The sequence below is a fragment of the Brevundimonas sp. genome (assembly GCF_051860745.1).
Lineage (GTDB): Bacteria > Pseudomonadota > Alphaproteobacteria > Caulobacterales > Caulobacteraceae > Brevundimonas.
Window position 1 is genome coordinate 24,691 of sequence record NZ_JBHYDN010000006.1, and the last position, 19,667, is coordinate 44,357.

The window sequence follows — 19,667 nt, forward strand, 5'->3', positions numbered from 1 at the left end:
CCGTCAGAGGGTGTTCAGCACCTCGCCATGGGTCTTGATCACCTCGGCGAAGAGCAGGCCGGAGTCCTTGATGGTCCGCTCCTGCGTCTGGAAATTGACGTGGGTGATGCCGAACCGCTTGGAATAGCCCAGCGACCATTCGAGATTGTCGAGCAGCGACCAGGCCATATAACCGCGCACGTCGACGCCCTTGCCGATGGCGTCGTGCAGGGCCTTGAGGTGGTTCTTGAGGTATTCAACGCGCATCGGATCGTGGATCCGGCCGTCGATGGCGTGGGGCGGATCGTACCAGGCCGAACCGTTCTCGGTGACCATCAGCGGCAGCTTGCCGCCGGTCTGTTCGTGCAGCCAGACCAGGGTGTCGGTGAGGGCGGGGGGATAGACCTCCCAGCCGGTCTCGGTGTGGGCGTGCTGGATTTGTTTAACCGGGCGTGAGCGGGTCGGCCAGGCGTCCGGCGCGTTCTCGGGCACCGAGCGGGTGTACCAGTTCAGCCCCATCCAGTCGGTCGGGGTGGCGATCAGGTCGAAGTCTTCCTGCGGGAATTCGCGGTAGGCCTCGCCATAGACGTCCTTCAGTTCCTCCGGATAGCCGCGGCCCATCAGGGGGTCGAGGAACCAGCGGTTCATCTGGGCCTCGGCGCGTTTGCGAGCGGCCTCGTCCTCGGGTTTGTCCGAGGCGGGGTATTTCGGCTCGATGTTGAGGACGATGCCGATCTGACCCTCGCCCACTTCGCGGAAGCGCTTCACGGCCGCGCCGTGGGCGCGCAGGACGTTGTGGCCGGCGATCATGGCCTCGAAGGCCGACCTGTGACCGGGGGCTAGGGCGCCGTGCAGATAGCCGCCGTCGACGATCACCCAGGGCTCGTTGATCGTGCCCCAGGTCTTCACCCGGCCCTTGAACTTCTCGAACAGGACCTGGCCGTAGTCGGCGAACCAGTCGGCGATGTCAGGATTGAGCCAGCCGCCGCGGTCGTCGAGCGCCGCCGGCAGGTCCCAGTGATACAGGGTGCACAGCGGCTCGATGCCGGCCTCGAGCAGGCCGTCGATAAGCTTGTCGTAGAAATCGAGCCCCTTGGCGTTGATGGCCCCGCGGCCGTCCGGCATGACCCGGCTCCAGCTGACCGAGAACCGGTAGGCCTGGAGGTTCAGCCGCTTCATGATCGCGATGTCTTCGCGCCAGCGATTGTAGTGGTCGCAGGCCACGTCGCCGGTGTCGCCGTTCAACATCATGCCGGGGGTGTGGCTGAATCGATCCCAGATCGAGGCGCCCGCGCCATCGGCCATGGACGAGCCTTCGATCTGATAGGCGGCTGTCGCAGCGCCCCACAGAAAACTCTCGGGAAACCGATAGTTGCCTGTGTTATTTGAAGTCATATTCGAAGGCCTCGGTGAGCAGGTACGCAGACTGGAAGGGCGGATTGGAGGCGGTCGGTACGCGTGTCGGACCGTCAGCACAACCTCGGTGTGGCCAAACTAGGGCACTTGCGGGGCCCATGGCTAGTGTGTCATGTAATCGGTTACACGGTTTTTTCGGACGGACCCGCGCCAAGCGGGCCGGGACTGGAAGCGCTCAGGGAGGATGGACTTTGACGCCGAGGGCGATCCAGCACATCTGCGTGGAGGCGGTGGCATGAAGGCCGCCACGATCCGCGATGTCGCCGAACGGGCGGAAGTGTCCGTCGCCTCGGTTTCGCGTGTCCTGAACGGCGCCGGGCCGGTGACCGAAGCGACCAAGAAGCGGGTGTTCGAGGCCGCCAAGGCGCTGCAGTATGTGCCCCACTCGGGCGCGCGCAGCCTGTCGACCAGCAAGACCCAGACGATCGGCGTGATCCTGCCGGACCTGTACGGCGAGTTCTTCTCGGAACTGATCCGCGGCATGGACGTGGCCGCCCGGTCGTTGGGCTATCATCTGATCGTCTCCAGCTCTCATGACAACGCGGAGGAAGCCTCCGGCGCCATTCGCTCCATGCGCGGTCGGGTCGATGGCCTGATCGTTCTGTCGCCCCATCTGGACGCCGCCAACCTGGCCGCCGGCCTGGCGGGGCGGACGCCGATCCTGCTGATGAACGGCGGCGCCGACGCGGGTCGCCCCTCTATCGTCGTCGACAATCACGGCGGCGCTATCCTGGCGGTCGAGCATCTGGTCGACACGGGCCGTCGTCGCATCGCTCACATCTCGGGACCAGCCGGCAACCTGGAAGCCGAGGCCCGATTGGCCGGCTATCTCCAGGCGATGGCGCGGGCGGGCTTGCCGCCGTCGGTCATCGAGGGAGAGTTCACCCAGTCGTCCGGCCATGCCGCAGGCGTGGAACTGGCGCGGCGCGAGGTGCGCCCGGACGCGGTCTTCGCCGGCAACGACAACATGGCCGTAGGCGCCATGCTGGCGCTTCAGGACGGGGGCCTGCGCGTCCCTGAGGACGTCGCCATCATCGGCTTCGATGATGTCCCGATCGCGAGCCTGGTCCGGCCCGGTCTGACCACCCTGAGAATCCACATCGCCGAAACCGGCCGCAGCGCGCTCGAGCGCCTCGTCCGCCTCATCAACGCAGCGGGCGAAGCCGTCGCCGACACCGCCTGCGAGATCGTGCGCCCCGAACTGGTCGTACGCCCGTCAAGCCACCCGGCGACACAGAACCAAGCCCATTCCGTTCTATCCAACTCCGGCGGACGCCTTCGCGCCCTTGCCGAAACGCCATCTCTAAAGGGGGAGAATTCCTGATGACTCGCAAATCCATCCAGTATCTGGGGGCGGCGTCCGCTCTCGCCATGGCCGTCTCGCTGGCCTGCGCCGGCGGGGCCTCGGCCCAGGGCGCCACGTCCACCCTCCGGGGGACGATCTATGAAGGCCAGGCGGTCGAGACCGGCGGCAGCATCACGGCGACCGAAGTCGCCACCGGCTATGTCAGCCGGGGCCGGATCGGCGATGACGGCGGCTATGTGCTCTCGGGTCTGCGTCCCGGCACCTATCGGATCAACGTCACCACGGCGGACGGCCAGACCGTCGAGGACCTGATCACCATCGCCCTTGGCCAGGTCGCCACGCTCGATCTTGATGTGGCCCCTGTTGTAACCGGTTCCACTGACGCGAACGCATCCGAACTCGACGATGTGATCGTCACCGGCCGCCGCATTTTCGAGGTGCGGACCTCGGAAGTCGCGACCAACGTCAGCCAGACCCAGATCAACAACCTGCCGCAGATCAGCCGCAACTTCCTGAATTTCGCGGCGCTCGCGCCCGGCGTGCGGGTGACCGAGGGCGAGACCGAACGGACCATTTCGGCCGGCGGCCAGGGCGCCTCGGCGATCAACGTCTTCATCGACGGCCAGAACCAGAAGTCGACCATCATTGACGGCGGCGTCGGCGGTCAGGACGACAGCCGCGGCAACCCCTTCCCGCAGGTGGCCATCCAGGAGTTCCGGGTCATCTCCCAGAATTTCAAGGCCGAGTATGAGCAGGCCTCGTCCTCGATCATCACCTCGGTGACGCGTTCGGGCACAAACGAACTGACCGGCGACGCCTTCATCACCTACCAGGATAGCGACTGGACTTCCGATGACTTCCGCGACCGCCCCGTGGGCGTGGAGCGACTGCAGTACGGCGGCTCGGTCGGCGGACCGATCATCGAGGACCGGCTCCACTTCTTCGCCGCCTATGAGCGCAAGGATGAGACCCGTTACAACGCCGTGCAGTTGTTCCGCTCGGCCTATGCGCCGCTGTTCGGCGCCGACACAGGCGTGTTCGAAGCTCCGTTTGAGGAAGATCTGTTCTTCGGCAAGCTGTCCTGGTCGATCGACGACCGCCAGAGGCTGGACCTGAGCGCCACCTACCGCACCGAGGCCGATATCCGCGACTTCGGCGGCAACAACGCCTACAGCCGCGCCAATGAGATCAATACCGATGTGTCCTCGGTCGTCCTGCGCCACCAGTACCAGGGGGACGGCTTCCTGAACGAGGCCCAATTCGACTTCTATGAGTACACCTACAACCCGACGGCGCTGAACTTCTCGGACTACGGCCGGTCCTATGTGATCTTCCGGGATGACAATGGCGGGCTGCCAGGCTTCCAGTACAATGTGTTCAACCGCGAAGACACGGTGTTCAACACCGGCGGCCAGAGCAACAACCAGGACATCCGCCAGCGCAGCTTCACCTTCCGCGATGACCTGACGTTCAACGACATCGAATGGAACGGCCAGCACACCATCAAGATGGGCGTGAAATTCTCCGCCCAGAACATGTATGTGAACAAGCAGTTCGGCCGGAACCCGCAGTTCATCTTCGACGTCGATGCGCGTCCGGAGATCAACGGCAGCCGCGACATCCCGGTCCGCGTCGAACTGGGTGCCTACGTTGCCCCGGCCGACGTCGATAACAATGTCTTCGGCGTCTACATCCAGGACGACTGGCAGATTTCCAACCAGCTGGAGGTCAATCTCGGCCTGCGCTGGGACTACGAGGATAATGCGGTCAACAACGACTATGTGACGCCGACGGCGATCCGCGACACGCTGAACGCCATTCAGGCCCTGCCGGGCTACGACTTCCCGTCCTACTTCAACCCGGCGGACTATATCACCAACGGGCGTGACGCCTTCGCCGGCGCCTTCCAGCCGCGCATCGGCTTCTCGTTCGATGTGTTCGACGACGAGCGGACAGTGATCTTCGGCGGCGCCGGCCGCTACTACGACCGGGTCGGCTTCAACTTCGCCTTCGACGAGCGCTTCAAGCCCTTCCAGTTCAACAAGGAGATTTTCTTCTCCGTGGCCGGCGGCATGCGCGGCGGCGTCAACACCGTCGCCTGGAACCCGACCTATCTGACTCCGGCCGGGCTGGATCCGCTGCTGGCCGCGACACCGGGTTCGGGCGAAATTTTCCTGATCAACAACGACATGGAGCCGCCGCGGACCGACCAGTTCAACTTCGGCATTCGCCAGAAGTTCGGCGACTTCCAGACGGCGCTGACCTTCGCCTACGGCAAGACCGAGAACCTGTTCGCCTGGTACATCGCCAACGCCGGTTCGGAGACGGGCGACCGCTTCTCCGGCCCCACCCCGGGTTCGGTTGGGCATCCGGAGTTCCGCAACCTGATCTTCTTCGGCAACAACGACGCCGAACAGACCTTCCGCGCCATGTATCTGACGGTCGACAAGCCGTTCGACACCGACAGCGGCTGGGGGATGCAGTTCACCTACACCCTGTCGGAGTCCGAGCGTAACGGCAGCCGGGATGGCGGCCTCACCGGCTTCGACTTCGACTACAACCGCCCGGGCCTGTCGCCGACCTTCCCGACCAACCAGGACGAACGTCACCGGATCGTGGCCTCGGGCATCGTCGCCCTGCCGTTCGACTTCCGCCTTTCAGGCATCCTGACCCTTGGATCGGGCCTGCCCTTCCACCAGTTCGTCTGCCCGACGGCGTCCAATCCGGACATCTGCTGGAACGGCGGCCGGCCAGAGGGACAGGACTTCCTCTTCACGGACGCCTTCTCCTTCCGTCAGATCGACCTGCGGCTGACGAAGGAGTTTCAGGTGTTCAACGGCCAGTCGGTCGAGGTGATCCTGGACGCGATCAATGTGTTCAACTTCGAGAACTACAACGGCTTCGAACAGTGCCTCTGCTCGGCGAACTACGGGGTTCCCAACAACCAATACCTGCCCACCCGCAGCTTCCAACTCGGCCTGCGTTACCGCTGGTAGGTCTTCCACGTGCCTGACGGCCGCCTCCCGGATCCTGACCGGGGGGCGGCCGACTTTTTTGACGGACTTGCGTTAGAGTATGAGGATGGAGCCCATGGATCGTCGCCGGTTTCTGATGGGTTCCACGGTCGCCGGCGCGGCGGCCCTGGGGCTGTCCGGCTGCGCGGTGCAACAGGTGCTCGACCTTATGAGCCCGACGCCGCCGACGATTGATCCCGAGATCGACGAACTGCAGGAACGCACCTTCCGCTGGTTCACCCATGTCACCAACCGGGCCAACGGCCTGACGCCCGACCGCTGGCCGACCGAATCCTTCTCGTCGGTGGCCGCCGTCGGCTTCGCCCTGACCTGCTGGCCGATCGGGGTCGAGCGCGGCTGGATCAGCCGGGCCGAGGCGCGCGAGCGCACCCTGACCACCGTCCGCTTCTTCCACGACCTGCCCCAGGGCCCCGAGGCCACGGGCGTCGGCGGGTACAAGGGCTTCTTCTACCATTTCCTCGACATGCAGACCGGCCACCGCTTCGGCCGCACGGAGCTGTCGACGGTCGACACCACCCTGCTGGTGGCCGGCATGCTGTTCTCCGCCCGCTGGTTCGACGGAGACCACGCTGACGAGGCTGAGATCCGGCGTCTGGCCCAGGCCGTCTACGACCGGATCGAATGGGACTGGGTCATGGTGCGGCCTAACCGCATCTCGATGGGCTGGCATCCGGAGACCGGCTTCATCGAGGCCGACTGGCACGTCTACAACGAGGGCATGCTGGTCTTGCTGCTGGCCATCGGCAGCGCGACCCATCCGGTTCCTGCCACGGTCTGGGACGAGTGGTGCAGCGTCTATGATCGCAGCTGGACCGGCCGCTGGGGTCCCCCACACCTGGCCTTCGCCCCGCTGTTCGGCCACCAGTACAGCCATATGTATGTCGACTTCCGTGGCATTCGCGACCCGTGGATGCGGGCGAAATCGGCCGAAATCGGCGCCTTCGACTATTTCGAGAACAGCGTGCGCGCCGTTGCGGCGCAGCGGAAATACGCCGCTGACAATCCCATGGGCTGGGCCGGCTATTCGGCCGAGGTCTGGGGCCTTACGGCCTGCGACGGGCCCGGCGATTTCAAACAGGTCATCAGCGGGCGCGAGCGGGAGTTTTTCAGCTATTCGGCACGGGGACCGGGCGACCGCGACGACGGCACCATCGCGCCCACGGCGGCGATGGCCTCAATGCCGTTCGCCCCGGCCGAGGTCACCGCCTGCCTGAAAGCGATGAAGGCCCGCTACGGCGCCGGCATCTATACCGAGTTCGGCTTCCTCGACTCCTTCAACCCGACGCTGACCGAGCGGCAGGGGCGGCTGCAGCACGGACGGATCGTGCCGGGCGTGGGCTGGGTCGACGGCGACTATCTGGGCATCGACCAGGGGCCGATCGTGATCATGACCGAGAACGCCCGCTCCGACGCTGTGTGGCGGCCTATGCGCGGCGAGCCCAATCTGACGCGCGGCCTGAAGCGGGCCGGGTTCGCAGGCGGCTGGCTGGACGCCGTATGACGGTTCTCCGCCCGGATCGACGCGCAACGCTCGGCCTTCTGGCCGGGGGCGCCGTGTCCGGTCTGGCGGGGTGCGGCCGACGCGACGACGGAACGACGCGGCTGGCGTTCTGGGCCATGGGCAATGAGGCGACCAACGTCCCGCAGATCCTGCCCGAGTTCGAACGGCTGAACCCCGGAATCACCGTCAACGTCCAGGCGCTGCCGTGGACCGCCGCCCATTCGAAACTGTTGACCGCCTATGCCGGGAACTCGCTGCCGGACCTCAGCCAGGTGGGCAACACCTGGGTGTCCGAGATGGCCGCCATCGGCGCCATCAGCCCGACGCCGGCCTTCGCCGCCGACCTGCTGACCGACCAGTTTCCCGCGGTGCTGGAGACCAACCGGATCGGCGGGCAGGTGATGGGCACGCCCTGGTATGTGGACACCCGGCTGATCTACTACCGCTCCGATATGCTGGAACGGGCCGGGTTCGACGCCGTGCCCCAGACCTGGGACGGCTGGAAGACCGCCATGCATGCGGTCAAGCGCGTGGCCGGGCCGGGAACCTACGCCGTCCTGCTGCCGGTCAATGAGTTCGAACAGCTGCTGACCTTCGGCCTGCAGGGCGCCGAGCCGCTGCTGCGCGACCGCGACACACGCGGGAATTTCTCCAGCGCCTCTTTCATCGCCGCCCTGGAGTTCTACAAGAGCCTGTTCGACGAGGGCCTCGCCCCGGTCGCGTCCTCGACCCAGATTTCCAACGTCTGGACCGAGTTCGAACGCGGCTGGTTCAGCTTCTACTTCTCTGGCCCGTGGACCATCGGCGAGTTCAAGGACCGGCTGAAGCCGACCACGCGCTGGATGACCTCGGGCGTGCCGGGACCGACCGGGCCGGGGGCGTCCGCGCCGGGCGGGTCGTCGCTGGTGGTCTATCGCCATTCGCCCCACCAGGAGGCGGCGTGGAAACTGGTCCGCTACCTGTCCGATCCGGCGGTGCAGGCGCGCTTCAACGGCATCACCGGAAACCTGCCCGCACGCGAGAGCGCCTGGGCGACGCCCGCCGTGGCCAACGATCCCTATATCGCCGCCTTCAAGGGTCAGCTGTCGCGGGCCAAGGCCGTGCCCAAGGTGCCGGAGTGGGAGCGGATCGTCACCGAGATGCAGATCGTCGCTGAGCGGATGGTGCGCGGCGAGTACGCGCCCCGCGCCGCCGCCGCCGAGATCGACCGCCGCGCCGACCGGCTACTTGAGAAGCGCCGCTGGATGATCGAACAGGGGAGGGCGACGTGACCGCCGCCACGATCATCGGCAAACCGGTCCGCAAGGCCGGCACGTCGCGCTCCCGCGAGCGGGCGGCCTGGGGTTTCGTCGCCCCGGCCCTGATCGCCATCGCCGTCTTCTTCGCCGTGCCGGTGTTTTCGGCCCTGCTGCTCAGCCTGACCGATTTCGACATCTACGCCCTGGCCGACATCGGCAATGTCCGCTTCGTCGGTCTGCAGAACTATGAGCGGCTGCTGGGCAATCCGCTGTTCTGGACGGCGATGAAGAACACCGGCCTGTTCGCCGTGATCGGCGTGCCGCTGTCGATCATCACCTCGCTGGGCGCGGCGGTGATCCTCAACGCGCGGGTGGTGAAGTGGCGGCCGCTGTGGCGGGTCATGTTCTTCGCCCCCTATGTCACAACCCTCGTGGCCACGGCGGTGTTGTGGAACTATCTACTGCACACGCGCTACGGCATCATCAACTGGGCGATCTCCAGCCTCGGCCTGCCCGCCGTCGACTGGCTGGGCCAGCCTTCGACCTCGATCCCGGCCATCCTGATGTTCGTGGTGTGGAAGATTTTCGGCTACAATATGCTGATCTTCCTGGCCGTTCTTCAGACCGTGCCGGACGACCTGTACGAGGCCGCGCGCATTGACGGGGCCGGCTCGTGGAAGCAGTTCAAACACGTCACCCTGCCGGCCATCGCTCCGACCCTGCTGCTGGTCTCGATCATCTCCGTCGCCGGCTTCTTCCAGCTGTTCGCCGAGCCCTATGTGATGACGCAGGGGGGACCGGCCCAGTCCACCGTGACGGTGCTCTACTTCATGTACGAAGAAGGCTTCAAATGGTGGAACCTCGGCTCCGCCAGCGCCGTCGCCTTCGTGCTGTTCCTCTGCATCCTGGCCGTGACCCTGGTGCAGCTGGCGGTCGCCAAGCGGATGGGGGCCTACGAATGAAGGCCCGGACCGTCAAAACCATCCTGCTGAACCTCGCGGTGGCCTTCATCGCCTTGCTGGTTCTGTTTCCGCTGGCCTGGATGGTGTCGGTCAGCTTCATGGCGACCGGCGAGGCCGCGGTCTTCCCGCCGCCGCTACTGCCGAAGACATGGACGCTGGACCACTATCGCGACCTGTTCCTGACGCAGGGGATGGGGCGCTATCTCTGGAACAGCTTCGCCCTTGCCTCGATGGCCACCGGGCTGGCGCTGGCCTTCACCGTGCCGGCCGGTTACGCCTTCGCCAAACTGGCCTTCAAGGGCCGGGACAAGGTGTTCCAGCTGCTGGTCGCGGCGCTGGTGGTGCCCGCCCAGATCGGCACCCTGCCGCTGTTCCTGATGCTCAAACAGATGGGGCTGGTGAACACCTATGCGGGCGCCCTTGTGCCGTGGCTGGCCTCGATCTTCGGCCTGTTCCTGGTGCGCCAGTACGCCCTGAGCATCCCCGACGAGATGCTGGAAGCCGCGCGCATCGACGGAGCCTCCGAGGGCCAGATTTTCCGCCGCGTGGTCCTGCCGACACTGCAGCCGATCGTCGTGACGCTGGCGCTGTTCGTCTTCCTCGGCAGCTGGAACGACTTCCTGTGGCCGCTGATCATCCTGACGGACCAGTCCAACTACACCCTGCCAGTGGCTCTGGCGGCGCTATCGCGCGAGCACGTGCAGGACATCGAGATGATGATGGCCGGCGCCGTCATAACAGTGGCCCCGGTCCTGATCCTCTTCCTCGCCCTGCAACGCTACTACATCCGCGGCATGCTGGCGGGGAGCGTGAAGGGATGAGGGGGCTCGCCGTTCTCGCAGGTGCGCTCGCGCTGCTGGCTTCCGCCGCCCATGCCCAGTCCCCGCGCGTTCTCGACCCGTTCGAGACCCTGACGCCGTGGACCGCCGACGCCTCGACCGACGTCTCCTCGGCCATCTCCGCCGTGCCGGGCCACGACGGCCGGGCCATGCGGCTGAGCTATGATTTTAACGGCCGGTCCGGCTACGCCTTCGCGGCGCGCGCCATCGATCTGGACGTTCCTGACAACTATGAGATCAGCTTCTGGCTGCGCGGCGAGATGGCGCCCAATACGCTGGAGATCAAATTCGCCGACGCCTCGGGCGACAATGTTCACTGGCGCCAGATCCGCGGCTTCCAGGCGACGCCGGACTGGAACCGCTACACCATCAAGAAGCGCCAGATCACCCGCGCCTGGGGCCCGAACCCGGACCATACCTTCCGCGGCGCCGAGCGGCTGGAGTTCGTGGTCACGGCCGGCGAGGGCGGGGCGGGCTGGATCGAGGTCGACCAGCTGGAGCTGCGCGAACTGCCGCCTGAACCCTCGGTCCCGCCGAGGCCAGTCGCCAGCGCGACCAGCGAGGACGGGCTGAATGTCGCCCCGCGGGCGGTGGACGACGATCCGGCGACGACCTGGCGTTCGGCCGGGTCGGGTGAGCAAAGCCTGACGCTGGACCTTGGCTATGAGCGCGAGTTCGGCGGGGTCACCCTGCGCTGGGCGGAGCGAGCGGCGGCCTCGGCCTACCGACTGCGGGCATCCTCCGACGGCGAGACCTGGCGCGATCTGGCGGTGGTGGACGACGGCGACGGCGGCGTTGACTGGCTGCGGACGCCGGAGGCATCCGCACGATGGCTCAGGTTGGACCTGCGGACGCCGCAGGCCGCTGTGGGCGCCGACCGGCCGGCTGGCGCCTATGCGCTGAACACTCTCGAGATCGAGCCCCTGTCGTTCGGTGAGACGCCTACGACCTTCATGCGCGCCGTGGCCGATGAGAGCCGGCGCGGTCTCTATCCGCGCGGGTTCGTCGGGGAACAGCCTTACTGGACCCTGGTCGGCGTCGACGGCGGCGGCGAGAGCGGTCTGATCGGCGAGGACGGCGCCATCGAACTGCGCCGTGGCGGGCCGTCGATCGAGCCGTTCGTGCTGGACAACGGGCGGCTGACGACCTGGGCGGATGTCGAGATCAGCCAGAGCCTTCAGGACGGCGACCTGCCGATCCCAACGGTGACCTGGAGCTTCGACGACTGGACCCTGGCCGTCACCGCCTTCGCCGAGGGGACGCCGGAGCAGGCGCAGTTGTATGGCCAGTACGTCCTGACCAACACCTCGAACCGGCCCCGGACCCTGACCCTGGCGCTGATGGCGCGGCCGTTCCAGGTCAATGGACCATCGCAGTTCCTCGCTATTCCGGGCGGCGTCGGACCGATCGAACAGATCGACTGGAACGGCGCGACCCTGGTGCTGAACGACGCCATCCGCATCAGCGGCCTGGCGGCTCCCGACGCCGTGGCCCTGGCGACGTTCGCGGGCGGCGCGGACCCGCAGAGTCTGCTGGCCGCCGCCGTCCGCCGCCGCGATCCGGCCGGGCGCCATGTGGACTCCGACCGCAGCACGCTGATGGCCGGCGCCCTGCTGTATGACGTCGCGCTGCAGCCGGGAGAGGCGCGGACGGTCGGCCTTGTCGCCCGCCTCGCCGGGCCGACCCCCGATCTTGCGCCGGTCGCCGACGTGGCGGGGACGCTCGACGCCGCTCGAGGTCGCGTCGCCGCCGCGTGGCGCGAGAAACTCGACCGTTTCGACCTGACCCTGCCGCCGGCGCAGCAGCGGATCGAGGACGTCATGCGCGCCTCGCTGGCCCATATGCTGATGTCGCGGCAGGGGCCAATCCTGCAGCCGGGCACGCGTTCCTATAACCGCAGCTGGATCCGCGACGGCGCCATGATGGCCGAGGGGCTGAACCGGCTGGGCCACGCCGATCTGTCGGCAGACTATCTGCGCTGGTACGCCCCGTTCGTGTTCGACAATGGCAAGGTCCCGTGCTGCGTCGACTTCCGCGGCGCCGATCCGGTGCCCGAGAACGACAGCCACGGCGAGTTCGTCTTTCTCGCCGCCGAGACGTATCGCTACACCGGCGACGAGGCCCTGCTGCGCGAGGTCTGGCCGCAGGTGCAGGCGGCCATCGGCTATATGGACGCGCTGCGCACCTCGACCCGGACGGCCGCGTTCGAAGCGGCCGATCAGCGCCACCTGTACGGCCTGCTGCCGCCCACGATCAGCCACGAGGGCTACTCGGACCGGATCGCCTACAGCTACTGGGACGACTTCTGGGGCCTGCTCGGCTACCGCGACGCCGCCTTCATCGCCGATACGCTGGGCGACACGGCGGCCGCCGCCCGCATCCGCGCCGCCGAGGCGGAGTTTGGCGCCGACATCATGGCCTCGATCGAGGCGACCGCTTGGGTGCACGGCATCGACTGGATCGCCGGGGCCGCCGACCGCGGTGATTTCGACGCCACTTCGACGACCATCGCCCTGTCGCCCGCCGGGCTGATCGACGACCTGCCGCAGGATTTGCTGAGGCGGACCTTTGATAAATGGTGGGAGAATTTCACGGCCCGGCAGGCGAACCGGCAGGCGTGGCGGGACTACACCCCCTATGAGCTGCGCAATGTCGGGGCTTTGGTTCGTCTTGGGCGCCGTGGGGACGCCCTGCGCGCCCTCGATTTCTATTTTGCCGACATGCGTCCGCGGGCCTGGAACGGTTGGGCCGAGGTGGTCGGCCGCGACGAACGCGAGCCGCGCTTCATCGGCGACATGCCCCACGCCTGGATCAGCTCGGACTATATCCGCTCGACCCTGGACCTGCTGGTCTATGAGCGCGACCGCGATCATGCGCTGGTGCTCGCGGCGGGCGTCCCGACGGCGTGGCTGGAAGGCGAGGGCGTAGGGGTGGCGGGCGTGCGCACCGCCTATGGCCCGCTGACCTACAACTTGCGTGAGGACGGCGCGGGCTATCTGCTGACGCTGGACGGACAGGTCACGCCGCCGGGCGGCTTCGTCATCCAGTGGCCCGCGGGCGAGACGCCGCCGGCGCGGGTGCGGATCGACGGGCAAATGGCGGAATGGTCCGGGTCTGAGCTGGCGATCCCGGCGGGCGCGCGACGGGTCGAGATGCGGTAGGCGTCAGTCTCCGTAGTTCTCGTACCTCTGGCCCTGGGCCAGGTTGCCGAACTTGGTCGTATTGGCGTCGAAACTGAGCTTGATGATGCCGATCGGACCGTGGCGCTGTTTGCCGATGACGACCTCGGCCTGGTGCTCCAGCCGGTCCATGTCCTCCTGCCATTGCAGGTGTTCGGGCGAGCCCTCGCGCGGCTCGGCGCGGCCGAGGTAGTAGCTCTCGCGATAGACAAACATGACGCAGTCGGCGTCCTGCTCGATCGAGCCGGATTCGCGCAGGTCGGACAGCTGGGGCCGCTTGTCCTCGCGTTGCTCGACCTGACGCGACAGCTGCGACAGGGCCAGGATCGGCACGCTCAGTTCCTTCGCCAAAGCCTTGAGGGCGCCGGTGATTTCCGACACCTCCTGCACCCGATTCTTCTGGTTGTTGCTCTCGCCGGTCGTGATCAGTTGCAGATAGTCGACGATGATCAGGTCGAGGCCGTGCTCCTGCCGTTTCAGGCGGCGGGCGCGGGCGGCGAGCTTGGAGATCGACAGGCCGCCGGTGGCGTCGATGAACAGCGGGCTCTCGCCGATCTCGACCGCGGCCTCGCGGATACGGCCGAAGTCGGCGGCGTCGATCTCGCCCTTGCGCAGCTTGTCCGACGACACGCCCGAGGCGTCGGCCAGAATCCGCATGGCCAGCTGTTCGGCGCTCATTTCCAGCGAGTAGAAGGCGACCACCCCGCCGGTGACCGTCTTGCGGCCCTCGGGCGTCGGCTCCCAGCGGTAGTTGCGGGCGATATTGAACGCGATGTTCGTGGCCAGCGCGGTCTTGCCCATCGACGGGCGGCCGGCCAGCACCAGCAGGTCGGATGGATGCAGGCCGCCCAGTTTGGAGTCCAGATCGGTCAGATGGGTGGCCAGTCCGGCCAGTTTGCCGTCGCGCTGATACGCCTCGGCCGCCATCTGCACCGCGCCGCTGAGGGCGCTGGAGAAGCTGACGAAGCCGGACGACGGCTTGCCGGTCTCGGCCAGGGTGTAGAGCTGCTGCTCCGCCTGTTCGATCTGGTCGATGGCGGCGGTTTCGGGCTGGGGCGCCTCGCGCACGATCTCGCCACCGATGCGGATCAGGTCGCGGCGCAGGGCCAGATCATAGACCACGCGCGCATAGTCGGGGGCGTTGGCGGCCGGCGGGGCGCGGTCGACCAGATCGGCGAGATAGCGCAGGCCGCCGAACTCCTGGAAGGCGGGGTCCAGTTTGAACCGTTCCATCAGAATGGTCGGCTCGGCCAGCATGCCCTGGCGGATATGGTCCTCGATCGCCTCGTACAGACGCTGGTGGAAGGGCTCGTAGAAATGCGAGCCGCGCAGCCGGTCGGACAGCCGCTCGAACACGGCGTTGTCGAACATCAACGAGCCCAGAAGCGCCTGTTCGGCCTCCAGGTTGTGCGGCATCGACGGGATGGAGCCGGAGTCCATCGGCGACGGGAATTGGACGGGGGCGAAGGCGTTCATCGGGGTCATGTCTTACCCATGCATCGCCCCTACGTCAGTCGCGGACGCAGGCTTGGTCGGGGACAGATTCGGGCCGCTGTGGACGTTCCGGAATTCCGTAGGCGGAACAGTTAACGGCTCAGCTTCCGCAAGGGTACCGCGAACGCATCCAGTTCCGGATGCCGTCGGTGACGGTCATCCGCTCACGCCGGGCCTCGGGAATGCCGTTGAGGAACGTCAGAAGCTGGCGCGCGTCCAGATTGATGCGTTCCGGCGGGCAGGCGGGCGGGGAGCGCCCCGCGGTTCGGGCGTCCTGAATCTCGCGCCCAACGGTCCGGAAGGCGCGCTCCGCCTCTCCCTTCAGCCGGTGGGCGTCCGGGCGCAGCATGGCGGTCGGGTTCAGCGGGATGCGATTGGCGCGGGTGACGAAGTCCTCCAGCGTCATGTTGGACTGGGCCGAGGCGGGCCCGACAACCAGACAGGCGGCCAGGCCGACAACGAGCGCGAACTTCTTCATGGTCTATCCTCCCCGGGCGGCCAAGCTTGGCCGCGACTTTGCGGCTGTATAGCGGCCAAGAGAAAGGGCGCGCCCAACTGGACGCGCCCGATCACTCACTTGTTATCAGAAAGACGTCGATTCAGGCTTCCGAACCGAGGCCGTCCTGCTGGCCGGCGCCAAGGACGCGCCTTTTTCTCGGACAGGCGCCGTGCTTACCAGCGATACCCGACACGAGCGTACAGGAAGCGCCCGTTGAAGCCGAACGGCGAGAACTGCGGGTAGCCTACCGATCCCGTCGCCGCGTTCAGCGCCGCCGGGGTGAAGGTAGGGTATTCGTCGAACAGGTTGTTCACCCCGACAGCCAGATTGACGCCCTGATCGAACTCGTAGCGACCTTCCAGATCGAACAGGGTGTGATCGCCCGTCTCGTAGTCGATGGTGGCGTTGTTGTTGGCCACCAGCACGCTGTCGAAAGAGGTGGCGCGCGCGGTGACGCTCCATGCGTCGAGCTCCCAGTCCACCGAGCCCACGACCTTGGTCTCGGGCGTGCCCTGCTCGAAAGCGAGAATATTGGCGCGATCGAACAGGAAGTTCGGCGACACGGGAATGGAGACCAGGGGGATGCCGGGCACCTTGGTCACTTCGGTTTCGTTGAAGTTGGCGGCCAGGGTGAAGTCAAACCGCCCCGCGGCGTCGGTCTGCATGCGATAGCGCCCTACGACGTCAATGCCCTTGGTCGTGGTCTCGAGCCCGTTGGTGAAGAAGCGGGCCGACGAGACGCCGAGCGGCTGGATGATCGCCAGAACCGCATTGGTCGTCGCCGCCGACTGGCTGGGGCGGGTCGGGCCAAGGTTTTCCGACAGGATGATGCGATCAGTGACATCGATCTGGTAGGCGTCGACCGTCAGTTCGAACCCGCCGGAGCGGAAGATGCCGCCGAACGAATAGTTGACCGAGGTCTCGGGTTTCAGCGGCGTGGCGCCCAGGGCGATGGACACCGCATCGCCGGGCCGGAAGGTCCCGGACTGGATGAGGTTGGTCACCGGCACGCCGGCGACGACTGTGGTGACCAGGTTGGTGGCAATATAGCTGAAGTGCTGTTGCTGCAACGCCGGAGCCCGGAAGCCGGTCGAAACCGCGCCCCGAATGGCGAAGCTGGGCGAGAAGTCGTAGCGGGCCGAGACCTTGCCCGTCAGGGTGTCGCCGAAATCGGAATAGTCTTCGTAGCGAGCCGCCAGGCCGAAGGTGAAGGCGTCGCTGAGTTGGCCTTCCAGATCGACATAGGCGCCCCAGTTGCTGCGATCGACATCAACCGCATTGGCGGGGCTGAACCCTGGGAAGCCCTGTGCGCCCCCGCCCTGGGTGCTGCCCGGGTTCTTGTCATACGACTGGCGCTCACCCGCCGTCTGGACGAATCCTTCCCTGCGGGCTTCAAGGCCGAAGGCGACGTTCAGCGGCTCGTAGAGACCGATCTCCGCCTGGCGGACGCCATCAATGCTGAAGGTCCATTGCTCGTACTCCAGCCCCCCGGCGTCGAACTCGAGCGGAGAGGCCGCCCCGTACGAAGCGTTGATGGTGTTCAGCACGCGATAGTCGAGGGCGTTTCGGCCATAGCTCGCCGAGATGTCCCAATTGATCCCGCCGGCTTCGCCGTTGGCGCCGCCGTAGAGGTTGAAGTCATCGATCTGGGTGGCGATGATCGGCAGGAAGCCATTTGGATAGACCGACAGGACGTTGTTGGCGTTGTTGAAGGCGCGCGCCGTGGCCGCGGACTCGGTGTCCTTGTTCTGGTAGCCGCCGAACCCATAAATCGACCAGTTGGCGTTGATCGGCGCACCCGCGTTGAACCAGATCGATCTGGCCTCGACCGCGGGATCGCCGAAGCGGCCCAGCACGGTGGTCGTGGATCCCGTCGGGGTGGCGGTCGGTGCGGCAAAGTCGGATCGGTTTGTTGGATTGCGATCCTGGACCTCGGCTGACAGCGTCAGGAATCCTTCATCGCCGAGCGGCAGACCGACCCAGCCGCTGATCGACGTCTGTGCGCCGTCTGACTCGTCGCGCGTGCCCCGGGCCGTCTGGACTTCGGTGTCGTAGACGCCGTAGTTCAGCGTCACGCCGCCGCCGCCGCGCGCCTCGCGCAGGCGCAGGTTCATGACGCCGGCGATAGCGTCCGAGCCATACTGCGCCGAAGCGCCGTCGCGGAGCACTTCAACCGTGCCGAGCGAGACGGTCGGGATGGTGTTCAGGTCGAAGGCCGCCGATCCGCGGCCCAGACTGCCATTGACGTTGACGAGAGCGCTGATGTGGCCGCGCTGGCCGTTGATCAGGACCAGAGTCTGGTCGGGGGCCAGGCCTCGCAGGGTGGCCGGGCGCACATGGTCAGAACCGTCGGAGATGGCGGGACGGGGAAAATTGATCGAGGGGGCGGTCGCGGCCAGAGCGGAGGCGGTCTCGGTGCCCGCGCCCTGCCGGCTCAGCGTCTCGCCGGAAATGACGTCCACCGGGGCGATGGTATCCAGTCGAGAGCGGCCCACTGTGCGGGTGCCGGTCACGACCACCTCATCGATCTCGCTGGTTTGGGGATCACCGGGCGACGTCGCCTGCTGGGCGGATACAGCGAGCGGAAACGCCAGCACGGCGCTTGCGGAAACACACATCAGCAAGGCTGAGCGAGTGGAAAAAATTTTCATGACCGACCCCAGACGCAGAATGAAGTTCTATGCTGGGAGCCAATATGGCCAAGGTCAAGCACGGTTAATTCGCCGGCTTCGGAGAAGGTCGCAATATGGACATGAAAAGGGGCGCGCCCATCGGGCGCGCCCCTCGATCAGATGACGGCGGTCAGCCGTCGGTTCAGGCTTCCGAACCGAGGCCGTCCTGCTGGCCGGCGCCGCCGGCGACCATGTCCTTGGCCTGTTCCAGGGCCGCTTCGCGGTCCTCATCATAGGCGGCCTTGATCACGTCCTCGCCCTTCGCCTGACGTTCGGCTTCGTCGGCCGAACGGGCGATGTTGATCTTGACGGAGGCGGAGACCTCGGCGTGCAGGCGAACCAGCACTTCGTGGACGCCCAGCGTCTTGATCGGGGTGTTGAGCACGATCTGGCTGCGCTCGATCTTGCCGCCTTCGGCCGTGACGGCCTCGACGATGTCGCGCGCGGCGACCGAACCGTACAGCTGACCCGTCTCACCGGCTTGCCGGATCATGACATAGGTCTGGCCGTCGATCTTGGAGCCGATCGTGCCGGCGTCGGACTTGTTCTTCTCGTTGCGGGCCTCAATGGCGGCGCGGTCGAGTTCGAACGCCTTCAGGTTCGCGGACGTGGCCCGACGGGCCTTGTCGCGCGGCAGAAGGAAGTTGCGGGCGAAGCCGTCCTTGACGGACACGACGTCGCCGATGGCGCCGAGATTATCGACGCGCTCAAGCAGAACGACCTTCATCTTATTTCACCACGTAGGGCAGGAGGGCCAGATAGCGGGCGCGTTTGATGGCCTTGGCCAGTTCGCGTTGCTTGATCTGGGAAACAGCGGTGATGCGCGACGGGACGATCTTGCCGCGCTCGCTGATGTAGCGTTGCAGCAGTTTGACGTCCTTGTAATCGATCTTCGGCGCGCCTTCGCCCGTGAACGGGCAGACCTTGCGGCGACGATAGAAGGGACGGCGTCCGGCGGCGCCGGAGCCGGCCGGCGCGCCCGGCGACGGAGCGGTGGTGTCGGTCATGATCCGGGTTCCTTAAAAGGTGGCTTCGGCGGCGGCGTCGTCGCGGGGCGTGCGCTCACGCTCACGTTCGCGCTCGCGTTCGCGGCGGGCCAGCAGGGGCGACAGTTCCAGGTCGAGTTCCTCGACGCGGACGGTCAGCCAGCGAAGGACGTCCTCGTTGATCGACAGTTGACGCTCGACCTCGGCCATGGCGGCGGGCGGGCAATCGACGGCGAGCAGCGAATAGTGCGCCTTGCGGTTCTTTTTGACCCGATAGGTCAGGTTGCGCAGACCCCAGTATTCGATCTTGGCGACGGTGCCGCCGCCGGCTTCGATCAAACCCTTGATGGTGTCGTTCAGCGCTTCGGCCTGTTGCGCGCTGATATCCTGGCGCGACATGACCGTGTGCTCGTAAAGAGCCATTCGGTAGTCTCCCTTGTAGGGCGTCGGCGCGAGGGGACCGGGTAAGTCCTCTCCCACGATGGATCCTGAAGCGGCGGCCGGGATGACTTCCCGAACCCTTTGGAACTCCGCATCAGGACCGAAGCCCTGGAAAGGCGG

The 19,667-nt window shown here is 66.4% G+C and carries 14 protein-coding genes; 7 read left to right on the forward strand and 7 right to left on the reverse strand.

Features of this window, described 5'->3' with window-relative positions; genetic code table 11:
- Positions 1-3: 3 nt before the first annotated feature.
- Entirely contained in the window at positions 4-1,374 is a 1,371-nt protein-coding gene (locus ACTIEW_RS08710; RefSeq protein WP_439477519.1) for a GH1 family beta-glucosidase, read from the reverse strand.
- Positions 1,375-1,630: 256 nt separating this feature from the next.
- Between ACTIEW_RS08710 and ACTIEW_RS08715 the strand changes: the two genes are divergently transcribed.
- From ACTIEW_RS08715 to ACTIEW_RS08745, 7 genes are all read left to right on the forward strand, one after another.
- The gene (locus tag ACTIEW_RS08715; RefSeq protein WP_439477520.1) at positions 1,631-2,719 is read left to right on the forward strand and encodes a LacI family DNA-binding transcriptional regulator; all 1,089 of its coding nucleotides are present in this window, start codon (positions 1,631-1,633) and stop codon (positions 2,717-2,719) included.
- Positions 2,719-5,697 (forward strand): TonB-dependent receptor, encoded by a 2,979-nt coding sequence (locus ACTIEW_RS08720; RefSeq protein WP_439477521.1) that lies wholly within the window; start codon positions 2,719-2,721, stop codon positions 5,695-5,697. The genes ACTIEW_RS08715 and ACTIEW_RS08720 overlap by 1 nt, the downstream gene beginning before the upstream one ends.
- Positions 5,698-5,791: 94 nt before the next feature.
- Positions 5,792-7,237 carry a glucoamylase family protein gene (locus tag ACTIEW_RS08725; protein ID WP_439477522.1) on the forward strand — a complete coding sequence of 482 codons (1,446 nt, stop codon included), beginning with the start codon at positions 5,792-5,794 and terminating at the stop codon, positions 7,235-7,237.
- Positions 7,234-8,508 (forward strand): extracellular solute-binding protein, encoded by a 1,275-nt coding sequence (locus tag ACTIEW_RS08730; protein WP_439477523.1) that lies wholly within the window; start codon positions 7,234-7,236, stop codon positions 8,506-8,508. Before ACTIEW_RS08725 ends, ACTIEW_RS08730 begins: the two co-directional genes overlap by 4 nt.
- Complete coding sequence (locus tag ACTIEW_RS08735) at positions 8,505-9,437, forward strand: carbohydrate ABC transporter permease (RefSeq protein ID WP_439477524.1); 933 nt, start codon at positions 8,505-8,507, stop codon at positions 9,435-9,437. The genes ACTIEW_RS08730 and ACTIEW_RS08735 overlap by 4 nt, the downstream gene beginning before the upstream one ends.
- Positions 9,434-10,258 (forward strand): carbohydrate ABC transporter permease, encoded by an 825-nt coding sequence (locus ACTIEW_RS08740; protein ID WP_439477525.1) that lies wholly within the window; start codon positions 9,434-9,436, stop codon positions 10,256-10,258. The genes ACTIEW_RS08735 and ACTIEW_RS08740 overlap by 4 nt, the downstream gene beginning before the upstream one ends.
- The gene (locus ACTIEW_RS08745) at positions 10,255-13,437 is read left to right on the forward strand and encodes a discoidin domain-containing protein (protein ID WP_439477526.1); all 3,183 of its coding nucleotides are present in this window, start codon (positions 10,255-10,257) and stop codon (positions 13,435-13,437) included. Before ACTIEW_RS08740 ends, ACTIEW_RS08745 begins: the two co-directional genes overlap by 4 nt.
- A 3-nt stretch (positions 13,438-13,440) precedes the next feature.
- On the opposite strand, the gene ACTIEW_RS08750 is transcribed toward ACTIEW_RS08745, so the two are convergent.
- From ACTIEW_RS08750 to rpsF, 6 genes are all read right to left on the reverse strand, one after another.
- Positions 13,441-14,931 carry a replicative DNA helicase gene (locus tag ACTIEW_RS08750; RefSeq protein WP_439477641.1) on the reverse strand — a complete coding sequence of 497 codons (1,491 nt, stop codon included), beginning with the start codon at positions 14,929-14,931 and terminating at the stop codon, positions 13,441-13,443.
- Positions 14,932-15,049: 118 nt separating this feature from the next.
- Positions 15,050-15,427, reverse strand: a complete 378-nt coding sequence (locus tag ACTIEW_RS08755) for a hypothetical protein (protein ID WP_439477527.1) — start codon at positions 15,425-15,427, stop codon at positions 15,050-15,052.
- A 194-nt stretch (positions 15,428-15,621) separates the two neighbouring features.
- Complete coding sequence (locus tag ACTIEW_RS08760; protein ID WP_439477528.1) at positions 15,622-18,099, reverse strand: TonB-dependent receptor plug domain-containing protein; 2,478 nt, start codon at positions 18,097-18,099, stop codon at positions 15,622-15,624.
- Between the two features lie 163 nt (positions 18,100-18,262).
- Positions 18,263-18,847 (reverse strand): 50S ribosomal protein L9, encoded by a 585-nt coding sequence (gene rplI / locus ACTIEW_RS08765; RefSeq protein WP_439477529.1) that lies wholly within the window; start codon positions 18,845-18,847, stop codon positions 18,263-18,265.
- A gap of 1 nt (position 18,848) precedes the next feature.
- Entirely contained in the window at positions 18,849-19,127 is a 279-nt protein-coding gene (gene rpsR, locus ACTIEW_RS08770) for a 30S ribosomal protein S18 (RefSeq protein ID WP_284221729.1), read from the reverse strand.
- A gap of 12 nt (positions 19,128-19,139) precedes the next feature.
- Positions 19,140-19,529, reverse strand: a complete 390-nt coding sequence (rpsF, locus tag ACTIEW_RS08775; protein WP_056615127.1) for a 30S ribosomal protein S6 — start codon at positions 19,527-19,529, stop codon at positions 19,140-19,142.
- Positions 19,530-19,667: the final 138 nt, after the last annotated feature.

Coding starts and splice junctions, on each gene's coding strand:
- ACTIEW_RS08725 (WP_439477522.1), top strand. CDS start 5,792: ATGGATCGTCGCCGGTTTCTGATGGGTTCCACGGTCGCCGGCGCGGCG.
- rplI (WP_439477529.1), bottom strand. CDS start 18,847: ATGAAGGTCGTTCTGCTTGAGCGCGTCGATAATCTCGGCGCCATCGGC.
- rpsF (WP_056615127.1), bottom strand. CDS start 19,529: ATGGCTCTTTACGAGCACACGGTCATGTCGCGCCAGGATATCAGCGCG.
- ACTIEW_RS08750 (WP_439477641.1), bottom strand. CDS start 14,931: ATGAACGCCTTCGCCCCCGTCCAATTCCCGTCGCCGATGGACTCCGGC.
- ACTIEW_RS08745 (WP_439477526.1), top strand. CDS start 10,255: ATGAGGGGGCTCGCCGTTCTCGCAGGTGCGCTCGCGCTGCTGGCTTCC.
- ACTIEW_RS08760 (WP_439477528.1), bottom strand. CDS start 18,099: ATGAAAATTTTTTCCACTCGCTCAGCCTTGCTGATGTGTGTTTCCGCA.
- ACTIEW_RS08720 (WP_439477521.1), top strand. CDS start 2,719: ATGACTCGCAAATCCATCCAGTATCTGGGGGCGGCGTCCGCTCTCGCC.
- ACTIEW_RS08740 (WP_439477525.1), top strand. CDS start 9,434: ATGAAGGCCCGGACCGTCAAAACCATCCTGCTGAACCTCGCGGTGGCC.
- ACTIEW_RS08755 (WP_439477527.1), bottom strand. CDS start 15,427: ATGAAGAAGTTCGCGCTCGTTGTCGGCCTGGCCGCCTGTCTGGTTGTC.
- ACTIEW_RS08715 (WP_439477520.1), top strand. CDS start 1,631: ATGAAGGCCGCCACGATCCGCGATGTCGCCGAACGGGCGGAAGTGTCC.
- ACTIEW_RS08710 (WP_439477519.1), bottom strand. CDS start 1,374: ATGACTTCAAATAACACAGGCAACTATCGGTTTCCCGAGAGTTTTCTG.
- rpsR (WP_284221729.1), bottom strand. CDS start 19,127: ATGACCGACACCACCGCTCCGTCGCCGGGCGCGCCGGCCGGCTCCGGC.
- ACTIEW_RS08730 (WP_439477523.1), top strand. CDS start 7,234: ATGACGGTTCTCCGCCCGGATCGACGCGCAACGCTCGGCCTTCTGGCC.